Source organism: Protofrankia sp. CiP3, assembly GCF_917627345.1.
In the GTDB taxonomy this organism is placed as follows: domain Bacteria; phylum Actinomycetota; class Actinomycetes; order Frankiales; family Frankiaceae; genus Protofrankia.
Genome location: NZ_CAKJTM010000069.1, coordinates 9,411 through 25,364 on the forward strand (window position 1 = coordinate 9,411; position 15,954 = coordinate 25,364).

The window sequence follows — 15,954 nt, forward strand, 5'->3', positions numbered from 1 at the left end:
CCCCACCCCAGCCCCAGCCTCCCTCGACCGGCTCACCGCCGCCGCCGACCGCATCACCCCCCGCCTGACCACCCTGCTCACCCTCATCGGCCCCCACGCAATCACCACCGACCCGCTGCTCCCCCTACGACTCCACGACCGGGCAGCCACCATGCCCCCCCTCACCCCCGCAACCCTCACCCTCCTCGCCACCACCACCACCCTGACCACCACCGGCCGGGACCACGCCGCCACCACCCTGCCCCACCCCGGCAACGCCGGCATCACCCACCACGGCACCATCACCACCCTGCTCCCCTCCCAACTCGCCCTCCCCGACACCCTGTTCACCCTCCGCCTCACCCGCGGGGAACTCCTCCACCGCCTCCACACCACCACCCCCACACCCCCACACCCCCACACCCCCACACCCCCACCCCACCCAGTCACGATCATCCTCGACACCACCCCACCCACCTACGGACCCGCCGAAACCGTCCTCCGCCTGACCGCACACCTACTCACCACCACCCTCTGGCACGCCGGCCGCCACCCCACCCTCATCACCCTCGACCGGCCCACCCTCGCCATCCCCGCCACCGGCCCCACCGCCCTCACCACCATCTGGACCGCCCGCACCCTGCACCCCCCCGACCTGCACACCGCCCTGCGCTGCGCCGCACACACCCCCCACCCCACCCTCGTGATCCTCACCCACCACCACCTCACCCACGACCAGCCCCTCACCCCCGGAGCACACCTCCGCCTCCTGACCACCCACACCCCCGGCGACCCACCCCCCAACCACAACATCACGAACAGCACCACGGCCGAGCGCTACCACCACCACCTCCCACCGCAGCCGAGCGCCGCCGCACTCGCCGGCACCATCCACGCACTCCTCGCCCCGGCCACCAACAATCGGAATCCCACGCTCAGACCCCGCCGCCGCTGATGGGCAGCGAGGTTGTCTCGGTCCTCCTGGTTCCACGGGCAGTCGGTCATCGGCGGGGTCATGGCGAGGTTCGGGCTCCGTTCCGGCGGGCGGCGCGTTCGTAGAGATGGGCGGCCCGCAGCGGGTCGCCGTTGCGTTCATGGAGCTCCGCGGCCCGAACGAAGTTGTCGGCGAACTCGGCTTCGAGAGCATCGTCCAGCCAGGTCCGCGGCGCGGACGGAGCCTCCGGGGCGCGATTGCGTACCCGCTTCAGCAGTTCCCGGGCGCGCTGCCAGCCGGATGCGGACGGCTCCGGCGCCGAAACCGGCCCCGGCTCGGGTGGCCGCGGGGTGACCTGCGTATCGACGTCCGCCAGCGCGGCCACGGCCTCCGGTGGAAGCTGAAGGTCAAGCTCTGGGCCGGGGCCGGCCCACAACGTCCACACCGGCTCGCGAGCGTGCAGGTCGAAGGCGACGGCTCGCGCCGGCAGCGCCACCACAGCGATGTCGTCCGCGACGCCGAACAGTGCCCGGCGGGCGGTCGGGGGCAGCCGCGGACGCGTCCGGTAGCCGACCGGCAGGAACAGCGGGCCAGGCCCGAGGCAGTACAGCGGTTCGCCGACCGGGAGCCGTTCGAGCAGACCGCCCGGGGCCAGCAGCAGATGCCTGTCCCGGCCGCGGACGACGACCGCGATCTCGGCGAGCGGGTGCCCCGCCAGCAGCGGAGGGATGCTGGCAAGGTCGTCGTCGTCGAGCAGCGCCGCGTCGATGTCGACCCCGCTGGTGCGGCCCGCGACGATCGCGACGGGTCGCCCCGCCAGCCGCAGCGACGTGTCGCCGGGTGCCGTTATGGTCTGCTCCGGCGCTTCCAGCCGGTAGCCGTCCACGAGTCGGACGAGCGCGGCTGCGTCCATCGGCTCGCCCAGGCCGACCAGCCGCCAGCAGCCGAAGGAGCCGTCGGCCAGTACCCACGTGTCGGCGTCCACCAGGCCGGCGAGCAGCGGATCGGGCAAAGCGGATGCCATGGCGTGCTGAACCAGCAGCCTGTCACCCGTGGCTCGGCAGAGCAGCACGAACGGATCATGATTGAGCGCGACCAGCAACGACGCGGGCAGAGGCTCCGCCGATGCCGCGGACAGCCGTAGTTCGGTGGCGACCCGACCGCCACCGAACGGCCCGGCGGTGGTGTCGGACCGCGTCGTGGCTGATTGCGGGATGACTGATTGCGGGGTGTCGACCAGCGGGTCGAGCCGGACCGGCCGGTACCGTACGGAAAGCCCCAGCTCCAGGGCACGTTGGACGACCCCACCGGCCAGGGCACCCGGCAGCAGTACCACCGCCTCGGTCGGCGTGCCGGCCACCACCGGGTGCAGCCCGGCTGCCCGCACGACCTCGACGACGCTCGCCGAACCAAAGCCGGACGTCGGCACCGCCTCGCCGGCAGCGTCGCCGGCTGCCGCGGCCGGCGGAAGGCCCCAGCCACGGTCAGGCTGGAACCGGCCGTCGGTGTGGACGTACAGCCGGCCGTGCGCGGTCGACACCAGCTCCCGGCCCAGGTCGAGGGCCATCTCAACGGCCACCCACCAGGCACCGGTGCCGTCACCGGTGCCAGCAGCGGCCGGGCCGGGCCGGTGGACCCGCAGGAACCGGAAGCCGTCACCATGCCCGGTCGCCACCAGCGAACCGGCGAACACAAGAGCCGCGGATGCGGAGCCGAACCTGCCGGCGAGTCCCACCACCGGAGCCGGCCCGGCCCGGTCGGACCCATCCGGTTCGGCGGACCCGTCCGATCCTGACGACGACGGTCGGCTCGCCGGTTCGTTCTGGGGTGCCGGGAGCGTAGCCGGGGGTGGGGGAGCCGGCACGAATGGTCGCCCGCCGGACCCCGCGGCCGGCGACACAGGAACCTCGTCCGGCGGGATCTCGTCCAGGCGGAAAAGGGGCGAACGTCGCCCCGCGCCGGACCCGGAACGATGCGGAGGTACGGTCATCGGCTACCTCACGGACGGGCTGGTCGCGGGCTCAGCCGAAGTCGCTGCTGGTGTCTGTCTCGATGCGGATGGTAAGGTCAGCTCGGTGTGCAGGACCCGCGCTGACCATTCGGCCCAGCGTTGCTCCGCTCCGGGGCGAGCGCCTCGCACGGCTGCGGCGAAGACAAGCGCGACCTGGTCGTAGCGGTGCGCGGCCTCGGCCAGCGCGACCGCCCATTCCTCGATCCGGCGGCTGGCCGCGTTCGCCGGCCAGGCGGGTTCGGCGGCCGAGCGTCCGGCGGCCGACGCCTCGGCCAGCATCGCTTGGACGTCCGCGAGCACGGGAAGGATGCGCCGGTAGGGCAGACGGTCGGCGACGTCGCAACGAGCCGACACCAGTCGCCGCTCCAAGGCGTCGAACATCGACCCGACCGCCGATTCGACCGGATCGGCCAAGCCGGCCAGGTCCGCCGGGTCGATCTGGCCGCCCGGGTCGACTAGATCGCCCGGGTCGCCCGGGTCGGGCGCCAGCGACGCGCGGGCGGCGGTCGGGTCGTTCAGGTTGTGGACGAGCACCCACGCGGCGATGTGGATGAGGCCGGCCGCGGCGTAGTCCGTGGCCGCGTCCCGGTAGCGGCCGATCCGGGCGAAGAGATCCGCCGAGCGCGCGAAGTAGCCGGCCTCCCGGTAGCAGCGCGCGGCCTCGGCGACCTGGCCCACCCGCAGGTAACAGCTCGCGGCCCGGTCAAGCAGCGGGGCGTCAGTCACGGAGCCGTGGCCCCCGTTCGGTCTGGCCGGTCTGGCCGGTGGGCGGTTCCTCGATCGGTCGCGGTCTGAGCTGATCCCGAGCCGCCGGCGGCGGTTCCGGGACCTCCTGTTCGATGAGAGCGTTGTTCTCGACGATGCGGGCGACGTCGGCCGTGACCCGGTCGTGACGGGCATCGTGGTCGGCGGCGGGCGCGCCTTCCGCCGTGTCCTCGACGCGGAACACCTCGACCTCGCCGGTGTCGACGCGGTAACGGAACTTCACCCGGACCCGCATGCCCGCACCCCCGAATCCTGAAAACCTGAAAACCTGAAAACCTGAAAACCAGCAAGTCTGAAACTCTGAAAACCAGCACCGCTGAAAACCGGCACCGCTGAAACCCGACGTCAGATCTGCAGCTCGAATTCGATCTCGAGAACCCCGCCGTTCTCCGAGCAGGTGACACCCTCGGCGCGCCGGGCTCGGGCGTAGGCCATGATCGCGTCCCGGTAGGCCCCGGCCAGCGCCTGGTGGAAGATGTTGCGCCCCTGGATGCCGACGGCGACCAGCCGGGTCGCGGCGTGGCGGCGCAGCGCCTCGACGCGGGCGGCGGCGGCTTCGGCCAGGGCGGCGTCCGCGCGGGCCGTGGCGGTGGCCTGGACGGCAACGCCTTCGACGTCGTCGGCCCGCGCCCGGGCTGCGGCGAGGAGCGCGTCGACCTGGGCGTCGACGGCCAGGGCGGCGTTACGCTCGGCGTCGCGGCGCGCGTGCGTCTCCGTCCGGCCACCGTAGTTGTCGTCGTAGTAGGTGCTGTCACCCTCGGCTTCGACGGTGTCGGCGAGCTGCCCGCGGACGACGGTGGCGGCTTCGGCGGACGCCGTCACCTCGGCGGTGGCCTCCGCGACGATCTCCAGCTCGCGGGTGGCGGGGTGGTAGAGCAGGTAGCCGCCGTCAAGGGCGTGCCGGAACGACTCGCCGTCGCGTTCCCAGCCCTCGGTGCGGGCGAGGACGCCGCTCAGCGCGGCCAGGGTGGGTGCGCCGATGCCGGCGGCCAGCGGCTCGCGGACCCGGGCGTCCCCGACCGCCTGCCCGCGCCGGGTCACCTGGCGGCGGACCTCCTGCTCCCAGGCGTCGGTCAGGTCACGGGTGGCGCGGACGCGGACCCGGCGTGGGTTACACATCGATCAGCTCCTCCTCGGTGAACCGTTCCCGGTAAACGATGATCGTCTCGCGCTGTTGCCGTTGGACGTCGGCGAGCAGGTCGCGGGCGTCGGGGTGGTCGCGGCGCAGTTCCAGGGCGAGCCGGTGCCCGCGGCGCAGCAGCTCCCGAAACTCCTCCGCCCTGGCGATCCTGGCCCGCTGGCCGACCAGCTCGGTGAGATCGAGCCGCAGTTCGCCGACGCTGCGGACGGTGTGGCCGGGCTGGTCGACGGGCACGCCCGCGTCGGCGGCGACCCGGCGCATCGTCTGTTCGTCGCGGGGGTTCGTCCACAGGTGCACGAGCGGAGCGAGATCGGCGAGCTCGGCGACGGCCCGGCCGGCGAGCAGCGCGGACGCCGCGAACGTCTTCTGTGCCTTCACCGCACGCCGGTCGGAGAAGGCGACCCCCTCGGCGCGCAGGGAGCGCACGATCCGGGCGAACGGCCCGCGCACGGCGCTCAGGTCGATGCCGGCGACGGCGCGCCGCAGCGCGGTGAGGTCGGCGAGGCTGAACCCGACGCGGGTGCGCGCGGCCGGGTCGTCGTCCTGCCCCCCGGAAGGCCCGTGCGCCCTGGCAGGCTCAGCTAGGTTGATCAGTTCCTGTTCGCCGCGCCAGCCGAGCGCGAGAACATCCTCGATGTCGTCGTCGGGGACGTAGTCGAGCCGGCAGCGCAGCAGGAACCGGTCACCGAACGCGGCCAGCACCGGGTCGTCCGGGATGTCGTTGGACGACCCGAGCAGCGTGATCAGGTTGACGTCGACCGTCCGGGCACCGTTGTGAAAGGTCCGCTCGTTGATGAGCGTGAGCAGCGTGTTCAGGATCGCCGAGCTGCCCTGGAACACCTCGTCGAGGAAGGCGATGTCGGCTTCGGGCAGCATCCCGGCCGTGTTCACCTCGTAGACGCCCTCGGTCTGGAACCGGCGGATGTCGACCGGCCCGAACAGCTCGGCGGGTTCGGTGAACCGGCTGAGCAGATAGCTGAAGTAGCGGGCGTCGAGGATGCGGCGGAAGCGTTCCAGCAGGCTGGTCTTGGCGGTTCCGGGCGGCCCGACGAGCAGCACGTGCTCCCGGCACAGGACGGCCAGCGCGACCAGGTCGACCGCTTCGTCCCGGCCGACGAAGCTCCGCTTGACCTCGTGGAGCCGGGTCACGAAGGTGCGCGCCAGCACCCTGGTCGGCTGGCTCAGCACTGGTGCTGGTGCTGGTGTGGTCATGGTGCGACGCTCTCCCCGTCGGTGACGATTGGAACCATACGAGTGGTATGACTGGGCGTGACGACCAGGGCCACCCGGCGCTGCCCGGCGCCGGAGCGTCCGAGCCGCGGCTTCTTCTCCTGTTCCCGTTGCTGGCGGGCCGCCCGCAGCGCCCCGATCAGCTCGCCGAGCCGGCGAGCGTCCGCACGCCGCCTCGGGTCCCCGACCAGCTCGTCGGCGCGGCCGTCACGGAACACCGACCGGATCTCGTCGCCGTTGAGCCCCTCGGTGGCCCGCGCGACGGCGTCCACCAGGGCGGGGCTCACCGCGATACCGAAATGCCCGGCGTGCACCCGGACGATCTCCCGGCGGGCTTCGGGGTCCGGCAGATCGATCCTGATCGGACGGAACCGGCTCGGCCGCAGCAGGGCGTCGTCGATCAGGTCGATCCGGTTGGTCGTGCCGATGATCAGAACGGGTACCTCGGGCCGGAAGCCGTCCAGCTCGGTGAGCAGCTGGGCGACGATCGCGTTTCCCGCCCGGCTGCCGCCGTCGTCGCGGCCGCTGCGCCGCGCCGCGATCGAGTCGAACTCGTCGAAGACGACCACGGCCGGGGCGTTGCGGCGGGCCTCGGCGAACAGCTCACGGACCTTGCGTTCGCTCTCCCCGACGTACATGTCGGTGACCTCCGGCCCGCTGACGACCAGGATCGTCGCGGCCAGCTGGGCGGCCACGGCCTTGGCGAACAGCGTCTTGCCCGTCCCTGGCGGGCCGTGGAAGATGAACCCGCGTGGCACCAGGTCGTGGCGCAGATGCTCGGGCAGGTCGACGGCACCGCCGACGATGGTCAGCGCCCGCCTCAGCTCGGCCTTGACGTCGTCGTAGCCGCCGATCGCCGAGAACGGCACGTTCGGCACCTCGAACGAACTGGATGTGCGGGCCTTGAACACCCGCAGCTCGTGGCGCAGGTCCGCGAAGGTGGGCCGCCGGGCCTGGCTGAGCGTCTCGCCGGTCGCCGGGTCCACCTGCTCGCCGATCGCCGGACGGTGCTGGTGGTAGGCGAAGCGCAGCGCGTTACGCAGGCGCACCGCGTTCATCCCGGCGACGTACTTGTACAGGTCGGTCGCGTCGAAGCCGTCGAACAGCTCGGCTTCGGAACGGGTCACCAGCGCCCGGCCCACCGGCACCCGCTCGCCGGAGCGGGTCGCCACCTCCCGCGGCAGGATCTCGATCGACAGCCGCACCGCGAACCGGTTGGCCAGCACCTCGGGGATCACCAGGGACGGGTCGGTGAACGCCAGCAGCACGCACGCGCTGCGCTCGTAGAGGACGTCGGTCAGCTCCCGGGCCTCGCTCGTCAGTGCCGCGTCGGTACCGCCGGCGAGCAGGTCCAGATGCGGCACGACAACCACGTCGCCCGGCTTGGCGTCGGCGACCGCGGCCTGCAAGGCGGCCAGCAGCTCGGCGCGGCGCCCACCGCCGAGCGGGGTCACCGCGCCGAAACCGCCCAGTGCCTCCGGCGCCGCGCCGCTGCCGCTGCCGGCGGCGCCGACGAGCTGGAGCGTCCGCCGCGGTCGCCCGGACCGGCCGGCGATCTCGTGCGCCAGATGCTCGACGAGCAGCTTCTCGCAGCGCACAAGGACGGACAGGCCGCTCTCCAGGTATGCGGCAGCCCGGTTGATCTCCATGTCGTGCGCGATCAGGACGGCTTCCCGCTCACTCAACGTCTCCGGATGGCCGAGCCCGGCGACCACATCCGGTGCGGATGGATCAGCGACAGCGACAGCGACAGTGCCGGTGCCGGTGCCGGGGTCCGGAGCAGGGTCGGCACTGATGGCGACACCGATGGCGACACCGGCTGCCGGCCCGCTGTCCCGCGGTGAGCGGGCCGCGGCGAGGGTCGTCAGATCGAGACCCGGCGGGGGGTACAGCGCGGTCGACGGGCCGGATGCGGCCAGCTCCAGCACGAGTCGTCGGACGGGCACATCCAGATAGGCCGGATCCAACGGGGTGAGGCTGAACGCCGGCAGATCCGCCAACAGCTCACCGAGAGTGAGAGCCGGCTCGTCGGTCTCGGCCAGCACGTAACGGTCCTGGAACGCCGTCGGGTCGATCGGGACAAGCGTCAGGCTGCGCATCCGGCCGCTCATGTCACACCCTCCAGGCCCGCCACGCCTTACGCTCCTGCCGACAGAGCGAGCCGATGCCGCCGGACGAGCTCCAAGGCACCCCGATGGCCCTCCAGGAGCGCCCGGGAACGGATCAGTTCCGGGTCGCGCTGGTTCAGCGCGGCCAGCGGCACCCAGAACGCGGCGGTGGCGACGGGCAGATCGTCGGGCCGGCCGACGCCGGACAGCGCCCGCGCCGCCCCGCGCAGCCGGCGGTCCCAGTCTGCGCCGTGGCGCAGCCGGGCCAGCAGGTAGGTGTCGAGCACGACGTCAGGATGATCGTGGGACAGCCGGGCCAACAGTTCCCTGCGCCAGCCGAGCACCGCCGGGTCGGGTGACCACACGGCCAGCGCCGCGGTCAGCACCGCCCGCCCACGCGGCCGGCCGAGCAGCTCGACGGCGGCCGCGACCTCCGTGGCGGTGGCGTCGGCGGTCAGCCGGTCACTCGGCGGCCGGTGCAGCACCGCCGTCAGCGTGGACGCCCGCAGCAGCGCGTCGGCCAGCTCGGCGTCGATCGTCCGGTCGGCCGCCGAAACGGCCCAGCCTACCGACAGTGTCGGCATGACCACCGCGTGCCGGGCAACGGCGTCGGCCCAGCCACCGGCGGACAGCCGCGGAGCCGGAGCCGCCTCGGCGAGCGCCCGCGCCGGGCCGGGCTGGGCCCGCCCGCCGATCGCGGCGGCCAGCAACAGCGCACCCAGGCCGACGGGCGCCCGGTCGCCGAACGGAGGCGAGCCCGCCCCGAGCCTCGCGGCCGTGTCGCGGGTCAGCTCCCGCAGCGCGGCCAGGGTGGCCGCGGCGGGACGGGCGAGCGCGTTGGCCTCCCGCAACGGGCCGACGGGCGGTGGCTCCGGCCATCCGGCAACGGCACTGTCGCCGGTCCAGGCCGGCATGCGGCCACCGGCCCAGGTGAGCACGCGGCGCGCGGTCGTCTCCGCGTTCATCCGAGGGTCACGTTCATCCGACGGTCACCCAGTAGGACGTGAGCGGCATGTCCTCGCCGCCGGCCTCGGCGTGGTAGAAGCGCAGCACCCGGTCGTCCGGGCTGTCGCGTTCGATGTTGACCAGGCCGGCGACCTGCCAGGGCCGGCGGAACGTGGTCGTGTGCAGCTCGACGTCGACCGAGGACAGCCCGATCTCGCTGGTGGCCGGGAACAGGTGGGTGTGGTACCAGCCGACGAGCCGTTCATCCCGGCCGCGCCTGGCGAGCTGCTCGTTGATCCGCAGAAAGCTCTCGCCGGTGAAGATGAAGTGCAGCAGGGAGGCCCCCGTCCGCTCCCCCGCGATCGCCGCTGTGATCTTCACAAGGTGCCTGCCGGGGCGATCGGCGTCACGGTAGACGTGACCGGCGAGGAAACCGCCCTCCTCCACGTCGGCCGAGAACTCCGTCCGGTGCTTCAGGGCGTCGGCGACGTCCCGGTCGACCACCACCGCGACTCCCGGCACCGCCTCGGGATCCTTCGGCGCCTCGGGTACCTCGTCCGACACGTCCGCGCCGAGATCGGCGAGCGTGGCGACCGGGGGGTCCGGATCGTGGACCTCCTCCAGATGGAAGGCCCGGGGCCGGCGGGAACCCACCGTCACCTCGATCCGGCCGTCCACCTCCGGGGCGGGCCTGACCAGGGCCACCTGGTCGAACCCGGGGCCGCGGACACCGAACCCCCAGTGCTTCTCCGCCGGGATCCGCTCGGCGAGCAGCCGCTGCAACGGCCGGGCGATGATCTCCCGGACGGCGTGCGGATGCTGGTAGAGCAACTGACCATCCCGGACGATGCGCACCTGCACGTAGCCGTGGCTCGACCGGAGGTTGACCATCGACGGGCTGCCGGGAAGCTCGGAACGATCCGCGACCGGCAGGAACAGCAGCTCGAACCGGCTGCCGACCAGCGCCTCGCCCAGCACTGTTTCAAACACGCTCTGCAACAGCCGGACGAGCGGCACCCGGCCGACCCGGACGTAGTCGTCGGTGCGGTACAGCTCGACCTCGGCGCTCATCGTTGCTCGGCCCCCGCGTCGGGGGCGGTGACGCTTTCGATGACATTGCGGTAGACCGCGCGGTGCCGCGGCGCCTGGAACAGCACCCGGCCACCGATCTCCGCCATTCGGCCCTGATTCGCGATGACCCATTCGGCGGCGGCCCGGTCGTAGTAGTTGCCGACAACCTCGGGCCGGCCGGAAGCATCCAACCGGCCGCTTTCCTCCAGCAGGCTGTAGTTCCGGAACGCGGCCATGTCCACCAGAATCTGGCACAGCTCGCCGAAATCCAGGGACGGCGTGTAGGACTCGGCCAACGCCCCCAGGCACACCAGCCCCTGCTGGGCCTCGTGTTCCCGAGCCTGGTCACTGTCGTAGTTCGGGAACACGTTCGGATGGAAGATCGGCGTCAGCCAGAAAAGCAGCGGCGGCGTTTCGGGGAACTCCGGGCCGAGCTGCACCAGAACCACATGCCGGTCGACGGCCACCGGATCATCACCGGGTGCCGCGCCAGGCCCGAAACTCGGCTGGCTGAACTCCAGCTCGTACTCGGTGGGCAGCAGGTTCGAGTTCGCCCGCGCCTGAAACTCTGAGCACGTCCGCGCGTGCGTCCGCGCATAGGCGACGATCTGGTTGCGGACCCGTTGCAGCGCCTCCTGCCGGTCCTTCGGGTTGAGCGCCCCGGCGCGGGCCTCCACGCCGATCCGCATCCGGGAACCGTTACGAATGCCGGCTTTGTGCAGCGTGTCGTCCCCGTTGAGCCGCCGTCCCGACCCGTCGTCCTGAACCTCGTCGACGACGACGGAGCGGGTCGCGTCGGTGTAACCGGGCGGGTACTCCTCCAGCACCGAAGCGGCCACGTTGCCGACGGTCTGCTGGGCGGGGGCGTCGTTCAACCGGAACTGCCGGCCGTCCGGCCCGCGCGCGTACAGCGTGTGGAACACATAGTCGGGTTCACCCGCCGGGACGACCGTCCACCCGAGGTCGGTTCCCTCCAGCTGCTCCCGCACCCGTCCGGTGTTCTCGTTATTGACCCGGTAGGAGACGGCGTGCGGGGTCGACCAGAATTCGTGCGGTTCCAGGCCGAGGCTCGCGAGGGTCTCGCAGGCGTGCTGACGTTCCGGTTCCGAACTCGCCCGCACAATCACATGGCAGCTCTGCGCCGGCCCTTCTTCGGTCTCCTCGTCCGCGGCCCCCGCCGGCTGCTCGGCCGCGCCTTCGGTGGTCGTTGGGCGAACGGCGTCCGCCTCGATAGGTGCCCCGGCCCCGTTCGCGGCGACGGCATCGGGTGCCGCGTCGGCGGCAAGATAGCTGGCGGCGAGCTGCTGAAATACGGGGTTACCGGGGAAACGGCGGCTGGCTGTGCGCAGCAGCCTTCGGTAGGGCGCGCCCACGATCGTCCCGGCGTTGAGCTCGAAGAAGATCTGACTCCACCACTGTTCCGGGTTGCCCCCCTGGAGAACCGGACGGTACGCGAGCGGGAAGTCGATCTGGTTGAGGATGATGGCGGCGGCGGACTCCGTTGTGTAGACCGCGGCGAGCCCCTCCCGTAAGTCATCCCGATCGTCCCGGCTCAGAGGAATGTCGGCGTCGCCAACCGGTGCCACCACACCCCCCACCTCCGCAGCGCCGACGTCGCAACGGTTGTCCCGCTTACGCCATAGCGTGAGCGTAGTCCCCGCCACAGCGATAACAACGTCCTGGTACGGGTTTCTATCGAGGCGGATCCCGCTCCGGCCATCGAGAAGGGGTGACCGCTCCCGGCCGTGCCGGTCTCGGCCACGTGTCTGGTCTCGTCCGGCTCGGCCCACAACCGCGCGGTCATACCCGGTTATACTCGGCGCATGAAGACCGCGATCTCAATCCCGGACGAGACGTTCCACGAGGCTGAGCGTCGCGCGGCGGCACTCGGCGTGAGTCGCTCCGAGTTCTTCGCGACAGCCGCCCGTCGCTACATCCAGGAGCTCGACGCCCAGTCCCTGACTGAGCGCATCGACGCCGCGCTGGAGCTCGTGGGTCCCGACGAGTCGTTCCAGGCCGCGGCGCTCGCCGGCCGGCGGGCACTGGGCGACAGCGAGGACTGGTGATCAGACGTGGCGATGTTCACTGGGTCGACCTCGGCGAGGCGGAGGGCGCTCGCCCCGCGAAGCGCCGCCCAGTGGTGGTCGTCCAGGCCGCGCCCTACAACGTGAGCCGGTTGGCCACAGTCGTCGCGGTCGTCATCACGTCGAACACCGCGCTCGCCACCATGCCCGGCAACGTCTTCCTCCCCGCCGCGGTGACCGGCCTGCCACGCGACTCCGTGGCCAACGTGACCGCCATCGTCACTGTCAACAAGAACGAACTCGGGCACACTGTCGGCGCCGTCCCGGAGAGCCTCATGCGGGACCTGGGCAAGGGGCTACGTCACGTACTCGCACTCTGACGCGTCCCTGATCTGGTCATCGCGCCTGAGCTCGCAACCCACGATCGCACCAAGGCCGTAAGGGTGAACCGTTGATGGTCGCCGTGGACACCACCCCGCTGGCTCGGCCCGACGCGGTGTACCCCGACGAGCGCCCCCGCCCCCGCAGCGAGGAGTTCGCCATCATGGTCGAGATTGCCTGATGCCGCCGGTTCCCGTTCGCGGCCGCGGTCGCGACACCCACCCTACGTGTCTACCGGCTTGCCGGTATCCGTCTAGCAGGTAGACTCACCTCATGCGGGCACGCGAGGTGAACCGGGCCATCGAGCGGGCCGGTGGTGTGTTCGTCCGCCAAGTCGGTTCACACAGACGTTATCGCGCGATCTACATCGATATCGACGGTCGGGAAGGGCGAGCGGAGACGGCCGTGCCCCAGCATCCTGGTGATGTTCCAACGGGAACACTTGTCCGGATCGAGGCAGATCTTGCCCCGGCGTTCGGAAAGAGGTGGCTACGAACATGACGACCACGACACGTGCTGTCTACCGGGTCAATATCACGCGGGAGCGAGACGCGTGGCTCGCCGACGTCCCGGACGTTCCCGGCGCTCACACCTTCGCACGGAGCCTGTCCACGCTGCAGCGGAGCGTGCGGGAGGTCATCGCCCTCATGACCGACCGGGCAGACGACGCCCTCGACGTCTTTGACCTCGATGTCCGATACGAGATCGGCGACAGTTCCACAGCCGTGACGGCAGCGCGCCAAGCCCGCGCAGAGGCAGAACGGGCCGAGCATGCCTCCGCCAGCGCCATCCGGCGGGCAGTTGCGCGCCTGCCCACATCGCTGTCTGTACGCGACATCGCTGAGCTGCTCGGTATCTCCCATCAACGGGTCTCACAGGTACGCGCCGAGATCAACAAGAGCGGACGCGCCATCGACGATGGACCCATACCCGCAAGCGGATAGCATCTTGATCTGCGCCGGCCACGAACCGTGAGCGCGGACGGCAATGGACCGGCGAACTCAGCACTGATCTTTTCGAGGCGCCGCCATACCGCATCGCCGAGGCTGGCGGGTACCTGCGTGTCCCTGATCTGGTCATCGGCGTCCCCTCGGACGAGCTGGAAGACGCCGTACAGATCGATGGAGTTGATTTTTCGAGGTTTGTGCGCCGAAAATGGCCTCGTTGATCTCACAAAGCTCGAAAAATCAACTGTGACGCTAGAATCCGGCCGGCGTCGCCAGTTGTCGATGCCAGCCGATGCCATTGAAAAGTCCCTGGAAAGGTCTCCTCGTCGCTCGCGGCGGGCGCCCGGGGCAGCTGGACGGCCAGGATCTCCCCGGGTGCCACCCCGAGGCCGTGCAGGCGCAGCCCGGGGTCGGCGTCGCGGAGCCGCTCGCCGCGCCGGACCCGCACAGCCCGCCCGCAGCGCCGACACCGCCCCGGTTCGCCCTGCTGCCCCTGTTGCTCCGGTTCGCCCTGCGCGCCCGGTTGCGCCGCACCATGATCGTAAGTCTCGCCACAGTGATGACACTGTCCTGGTACGGGAAACGCCGCCCAGGTGAACGGTTCCGCGCCGGCCGGCAGGGCTTCGAGCAGGTCGCCGACGGTGGCACGGTGGTCGACCGGCAGCAGGTGGACGGGCCCGTCCAGCGGCCGGTGGTGCGGGCAGCCGGCGTCCCGGGTCAGGGTGACCGGGGCGGTGTGGCCGGTGGTGCCGTCGATCCGCAGCATCCGGTACTCCGGCGGGCCGGCGAACAGCAGGCGCAGCGCGGCCAGGGCCATCCACCCGGCGACGATCGACGTGGGCACGATCGACGCGGGTTGCGGGCCGTCCGGCCGGATCTCGGCGCAGCTCCACGGCAGGTCGGACTCACCCCGCTGGTGCGGGGTGAGCGAGCAGCCGTAGCAGGCCTCCGCCGGGTCCACCCGCAACCGGATCTCGCCGCCCCACGCAAAAGTGCCGCCGTCCACGAGGGCCGCGCCGACCAGTGCGGTCCGCCCGAGCAGGCGTAACCGGGCGCGTCGGCTGTCCAGACAGCCCAGCACGACCCCGGCGTCGGCCAGCTCGCCGAGCCCGACCCCGGTGACCAGCTCGGCCTGCCGGGTCTCGACGGTGACGTCCGGGGCGAGCCGGGCCAGCGCGGTGGCCGCGGCGGCGACCTTCGGTTGCCCGACGTCGCCCGGCCCGAGCAGCACGGCGCGGCTGAGATTGCTCGCCGCAACCGTGTCCGGATCGCAGAGGATGAGCCGTCCGACGCCGGCGAGCGCCAGGTTCTTCGCCACCTCGTTGCCGAGCGCGCCCACTCCGACGATCACGGCGGTAGCGGCGGCGAGCAGGTCCTGATCCCAGTCGGGGATGAGCCGCTGCCGAGCGTAGCGATCGTGGCGGGAAACGCTCACCGGTCCACCCGGTTGAGCGTGACCGGGCAGTGGGTGAGCGTTCCATCGGGCTGCCAGTCGTCCCAGCAGGTCAGGCCGGCGACCGGGTCCCGGTGCACGGCCGCCACGCAGAACGCGCGGTGCAGGCCGCACGGGCAGACCACCACCTGCTCACCCAGCCGGAAGGTGTGGGCGCAGACCAGGCACTTCGGGGCGTCCGGCCCCATGTCGGGCCGGGCAACCTGGAACGCGTGCGGGGCGAGCCGGACGACCGGTGCGTCCCCTGCCGGCGGCCAGGCGTCCAGCAGACCGGCTGCGAACGCGGCCAGCTCCGCGGCATCCTCCGCGGTGTTCGTCACGGCGTCCGCCGCGGTGTCCCCGCTGGGCGCCGGGTGGTGCCGGGTGGCCACGGCTTCGTCCGCGCAGCCCAGCGCCGGATCGAGGTGGACGACCGAGCCGGGGTCGCCGGTGGTGGCATCCCCCCGCAGCCGGACCCTGTCCCCGCGACGGAAGGTGTGTCCGCATCGGGTGCAGCGCAGGTGCGTCCACCACGACTCCGAATGGGTGACGGCACTCCGGCTCCCGTCGCGGCCGACCGGGCCGTTGTCAGCCGCCTCGGCGGGCGGCTGCGGGTCCAGTCCCTCGTTGATGCCGACTTCGAGGTCGGCCAGCTCGTCAAAGGCGGCCGTGCCGACGTCCATGGGGCCGGGTCTGCTCAGCCGCACAGCATCTGCTCCGTGGCGCCACCGCCCACGTCGGCCAGCAACGCCTCCAGCGCGGCCGGGCGGAACGCGTCACCGAGGATCTCCACCCCGGACTCGGTCACGGTGATCCGCACCCGGACCAGCCGCCCATCCGGATGGCCGGGGTACTCGGACGCGTCGATGAGGTCCGGCAGGGACGCAACGAACGCGTTCCCGCCGGTCTGGGCCTGCGCCGCGGTGCCCTCAGCCATCAACGGACCCAGCCATCAACAGGCTCCTTCACCGATCGTCCTCCATCAT

The 15,954-nt window shown here is 71.7% G+C and carries 16 protein-coding genes and 1 pseudogene; 5 read left to right on the plus strand and 12 right to left on the minus strand.

Features of this window, described 5'->3' with window-relative positions; translation table 11 throughout:
- Positions 1-934: pseudogene (locus MJ797_RS27055) on the plus strand (hypothetical protein); the annotation flags it as partial.
- A 58-nt stretch (positions 935-992) separates the two neighbouring features.
- Here MJ797_RS27055 and MJ797_RS19320 read toward each other — a convergent pair.
- From MJ797_RS19320 to MJ797_RS19360, 9 genes are all read right to left on the minus strand, one after another.
- The gene (locus tag MJ797_RS19320; protein ID WP_239337429.1) at positions 993-2,903 is read right to left on the minus strand and encodes a hypothetical protein; all 1,911 of its coding nucleotides are present in this window, start codon (positions 2,901-2,903) and stop codon (positions 993-995) included.
- Positions 2,904-2,906: 3 nt separating this feature from the next.
- On the minus strand, positions 2,907-3,650 hold the full coding sequence (locus tag MJ797_RS19325) for a hypothetical protein (RefSeq protein WP_239337433.1): 744 nt from the start codon (positions 3,648-3,650) through the stop codon (positions 2,907-2,909).
- Positions 3,643-3,924: a hypothetical protein gene (locus MJ797_RS19330; RefSeq protein ID WP_239337436.1), complete on the minus strand. Its 282-nt coding sequence runs from the start codon at positions 3,922-3,924 to the stop codon at positions 3,643-3,645. The genes MJ797_RS19325 and MJ797_RS19330 overlap by 8 nt, the downstream gene beginning before the upstream one ends.
- Before the next feature lie 110 nt (positions 3,925-4,034).
- On the minus strand, positions 4,035-4,808 hold the full coding sequence (locus MJ797_RS19335) for a molecular chaperone DnaJ (protein ID WP_239337442.1): 774 nt from the start codon (positions 4,806-4,808) through the stop codon (positions 4,035-4,037).
- Positions 4,801-6,042 carry an AAA family ATPase gene (locus MJ797_RS19340; RefSeq protein WP_239337457.1) on the minus strand — a complete coding sequence of 414 codons (1,242 nt, stop codon included), beginning with the start codon at positions 6,040-6,042 and terminating at the stop codon, positions 4,801-4,803. The genes MJ797_RS19335 and MJ797_RS19340 overlap by 8 nt, the downstream gene beginning before the upstream one ends.
- Entirely contained in the window at positions 6,039-8,171 is a 2,133-nt protein-coding gene (locus MJ797_RS19345; protein WP_239337460.1) for a 26S protease regulatory subunit, read from the minus strand. The genes MJ797_RS19340 and MJ797_RS19345 overlap by 4 nt, the downstream gene beginning before the upstream one ends.
- Positions 8,172-8,197: 26 nt before the next feature.
- Positions 8,198-9,133 (minus strand): hypothetical protein, encoded by a 936-nt coding sequence (locus MJ797_RS19350; RefSeq protein ID WP_239337476.1) that lies wholly within the window; start codon positions 9,131-9,133, stop codon positions 8,198-8,200.
- Between the two features lie 13 nt (positions 9,134-9,146).
- A complete protein-coding gene (locus MJ797_RS19355; protein ID WP_239337478.1) occupies positions 9,147-10,184 on the minus strand; it encodes a JAB N-terminal domain-containing protein in 1,038 nt (345 codons plus the stop codon).
- Positions 10,181-11,773 carry an effector-associated domain EAD1-containing protein gene (locus MJ797_RS19360; protein WP_239337491.1) on the minus strand — a complete coding sequence of 531 codons (1,593 nt, stop codon included), beginning with the start codon at positions 11,771-11,773 and terminating at the stop codon, positions 10,181-10,183. The genes MJ797_RS19355 and MJ797_RS19360 overlap by 4 nt, the downstream gene beginning before the upstream one ends.
- A gap of 234 nt (positions 11,774-12,007) precedes the next feature.
- Between MJ797_RS19360 and MJ797_RS19365 the strand changes: the two genes are divergently transcribed.
- From MJ797_RS19365 to MJ797_RS19375, 4 genes are all read left to right on the plus strand, one after another.
- On the plus strand, positions 12,008-12,250 hold the full coding sequence (locus tag MJ797_RS19365; protein ID WP_239337493.1) for a ribbon-helix-helix domain-containing protein: 243 nt from the start codon (positions 12,008-12,010) through the stop codon (positions 12,248-12,250).
- Positions 12,244-12,588 (plus strand): type II toxin-antitoxin system PemK/MazF family toxin, encoded by a 345-nt coding sequence (locus MJ797_RS19370; RefSeq protein WP_239337523.1) that lies wholly within the window; start codon positions 12,244-12,246, stop codon positions 12,586-12,588. Before MJ797_RS19365 ends, MJ797_RS19370 begins: the two co-directional genes overlap by 7 nt.
- Positions 12,589-12,862: 274 nt before the next feature.
- Complete coding sequence (locus MJ797_RS27585; protein ID WP_370652784.1) at positions 12,863-13,090, plus strand: type II toxin-antitoxin system HicA family toxin; 228 nt, start codon at positions 12,863-12,865, stop codon at positions 13,088-13,090.
- Positions 13,087-13,533, plus strand: coding sequence for a type II toxin-antitoxin system HicB family antitoxin (locus MJ797_RS19375; RefSeq protein WP_239337495.1), 447 nt, complete (start codon positions 13,087-13,089; stop codon positions 13,531-13,533). The genes MJ797_RS27585 and MJ797_RS19375 overlap by 4 nt, the downstream gene beginning before the upstream one ends.
- Before the next feature lie 226 nt (positions 13,534-13,759).
- On the opposite strand, the gene MJ797_RS19380 is transcribed toward MJ797_RS19375, so the two are convergent.
- From MJ797_RS19380 to MJ797_RS19390, 3 genes are read right to left on the minus strand one after another with little or no spacing between them, the layout of a single operon-like run.
- A complete protein-coding gene (locus MJ797_RS19380; RefSeq protein WP_239337497.1) occupies positions 13,760-14,971 on the minus strand; it encodes a ThiF family adenylyltransferase in 1,212 nt (403 codons plus the stop codon).
- Positions 14,968-15,651: a hypothetical protein gene (locus MJ797_RS19385; protein WP_239337499.1), complete on the minus strand. Its 684-nt coding sequence runs from the start codon at positions 15,649-15,651 to the stop codon at positions 14,968-14,970. Before MJ797_RS19385 ends, MJ797_RS19380 begins: the two co-directional genes overlap by 4 nt.
- A gap of 14 nt (positions 15,652-15,665) precedes the next feature.
- Positions 15,666-15,905, minus strand: coding sequence for a radical SAM-modified peptide, FtsH ternary system-associated (locus MJ797_RS19390; RefSeq protein ID WP_239337501.1), 240 nt, complete (start codon positions 15,903-15,905; stop codon positions 15,666-15,668).
- Between the last annotated feature and the right edge of the window lie 49 nt (positions 15,906-15,954).

Coding starts and splice junctions, on each gene's coding strand:
- MJ797_RS19320 (WP_239337429.1), bottom strand. CDS start 2,903: ATGACCGTACCTCCGCATCGTTCCGGGTCCGGCGCGGGGCGACGTTCG.
- MJ797_RS19330 (WP_239337436.1), bottom strand. CDS start 3,924: ATGCGGGTCCGGGTGAAGTTCCGTTACCGCGTCGACACCGGCGAGGTC.
- MJ797_RS19335 (WP_239337442.1), bottom strand. CDS start 4,808: ATGTGTAACCCACGCCGGGTCCGCGTCCGCGCCACCCGTGACCTGACC.
- MJ797_RS19340 (WP_239337457.1), bottom strand. CDS start 6,042: ATGACCACACCAGCACCAGCACCAGTGCTGAGCCAGCCGACCAGGGTG.
- MJ797_RS19345 (WP_239337460.1), bottom strand. CDS start 8,171: ATGAGCGGCCGGATGCGCAGCCTGACGCTTGTCCCGATCGACCCGACG.
- MJ797_RS19350 (WP_239337476.1), bottom strand. CDS start 9,133: ATGAACGCGGAGACGACCGCGCGCCGCGTGCTCACCTGGGCCGGTGGC.
- MJ797_RS19355 (WP_239337478.1), bottom strand. CDS start 10,184: ATGAGCGCCGAGGTCGAGCTGTACCGCACCGACGACTACGTCCGGGTC.
- MJ797_RS19365 (WP_239337493.1), top strand. CDS start 12,008: ATGAAGACCGCGATCTCAATCCCGGACGAGACGTTCCACGAGGCTGAG.
- MJ797_RS27585 (WP_370652784.1), top strand. CDS start 12,863: ATGCGGGCACGCGAGGTGAACCGGGCCATCGAGCGGGCCGGTGGTGTG.
- MJ797_RS19375 (WP_239337495.1), top strand. CDS start 13,087: ATGACGACCACGACACGTGCTGTCTACCGGGTCAATATCACGCGGGAG.
- MJ797_RS19385 (WP_239337499.1), bottom strand. CDS start 15,651: ATGGACGTCGGCACGGCCGCCTTTGACGAGCTGGCCGACCTCGAAGTC.
- MJ797_RS19390 (WP_239337501.1), bottom strand. CDS start 15,905: ATGGCTGAGGGCACCGCGGCGCAGGCCCAGACCGGCGGGAACGCGTTC.